Annotated in this window: 2 protein-coding genes; one reads left to right on the top strand and one right to left on the bottom strand. The window is 69.1% G+C overall.

The window, feature by feature from the left end:
- Nucleotides 1–968, top strand: a 968-nt coding sequence (locus HP547_RS28655) for a PLP-dependent aminotransferase family protein (protein WP_172288865.1), incomplete at its 5' end; no start/stop codon positions are given.
- Here the strand turns inward: HP547_RS28655 and HP547_RS28650 are convergent.
- A partial coding sequence (locus HP547_RS28650; RefSeq protein WP_172288863.1) for an MFS transporter occupies nt 961–1626 on the bottom strand: 666 nt, incomplete at its 5' end. The two genes, HP547_RS28655 and HP547_RS28650, sit on opposite strands and share 8 nt — an antisense overlap.

Genomic DNA, 1626 nt, shown 5'->3' with positions numbered 1-1626 from the left:
CGGCCCAGGGCCTGCCAGAGCTGCGCGAAGCCATCGCCCACCACATCGCCTATGCTCGCGGCGTGCACTGCAGCGCAGCCGACCTGCTGGTGTGCAACGGCGCCCAGCAGGCGCTGGACCTGATCGCCCGGGTGCTGGTCGAGCCGGGTTGCCAGGTGGCCATGGAAGACCCCGGCTACTCGCCAGCCCGGCAACTGTTCCTGGCCCTGGGCGCACGCCTGCAGTCGGTGCCGGTAGACGATGAAGGCCTGTGCGTGGAGCAGATTGCCGACGGCACCCGGCTGATCTACGTGACGCCGTCGCACCAGTTTCCGCTGGGCATGCCGATGAGCGAGCGGCGCCGGCACGCGCTGCTGGCGCGGGCCGCCGAACTGGGTGCGCTGATCATCGAAGACGACTACGACTGCGAGTTCCGCTACCACGGACCAGCCTCGGATGCGCTGCAGCGCCTGGACCGCCATGGCCTGGTGGCGTATGTGGGGACGTTTTCCAAGACGCTGCTGGCAGAGCTGCGCCTGGGCTACGCCGTGCTGCCCCCCGCCGTGCTGCAGGCCGCCTGCGTGGCCAAACACCTGAGTGACTGGCACAGCCCGACCCTGCTGCAGTGGGCGCTGGCGCGGTTCCTTGGCGAAGGCCACCTGAACAAACACATTCGTCGTTGCCACGAGGTCTACAGCGCCCGCCGCGACCGCATCCTGGCGCGCCTGGGTGGGGACTTGTCTGCCTGGTTCAGCCCCATCCCGGCCAGCGCCGGTTTCCACCTCAGCGCCCTGGCCAAACCTGGGGTCGATGTCGAACTGCTGGCCAACCTTGCGCGCAAGGTGGAGGTCGGCCTGTACTCGCTGGCGCCGTTCTACAGCGAAGCGCCGGTGCGCCCAGGGTTGCTGCTGGGCTTCGGCGCCATCGAGTTGCTGGACATCGACCCGGCGCTGGACCGGGTGCGCGACACCCTGCAACGCCTCAGCTGACCGGTGCGGCCTTGCCCACCAAGGCCGGGCGTGCGATGGCCGCCGCATAGCCGCGCGGGTTGAAGCACGCGGTCACCAGCAGCATCGCCAGCACTGTCACGGTCAGCAGTGCCCACGACGCCTGGAAGTCACCACTCACGTCACGCAGCCAACCGGTGATGTACGGCACGATGCCGGTGATGATGAAACCGATGCCCTGCACGAACGCCGCCAGGCTACCGGCCTGGGCAGGTGTTTTCAGGTGTTCCAGGGTCAGCGTCAGGCTCTGGCTGAAGCAGGCGCCCAGGCCAAAACCGATCATCGCCACCCACAACCCTTGCGCCTGGGTCGGCGCCAGCAGCAAGCCGAGGAAGCCCGCCAGCTGGATCGCCAGCGCCAGCCACAGGCCGGGACGACGGTCGGTCCAGCGCCGCAGCAACAGCGGCAGGCCCAGTGCACCGGCCACCTGGAAGATCGTCATCAGGCCCACCAGGTCGGCGCCACCCTGGGCGCTGCCGCCGTGCTCGATGTGATAGGCCGGCAACCAGGCCACCATGCTGGTGTAGCCGCCGTTGATCAGGCCGAAGTACAGGGCCAGCAACCAGGCCCGGCGGGTGCCGAACCAGTGCCCGTCAGCGGCGCCGGCCAGCTTTGGCGGTTGCTGCCGGGGCCGCAGCAC

This window comes from Pseudomonas sp. CM27, from assembly GCF_013179515.1.
Classification (GTDB): domain Bacteria; phylum Pseudomonadota; class Gammaproteobacteria; order Pseudomonadales; family Pseudomonadaceae; genus Aquipseudomonas.
Note: the sequence above shows the minus strand (reverse complement) of the source record. Positions and strands in the feature narration are given on the sequence as shown.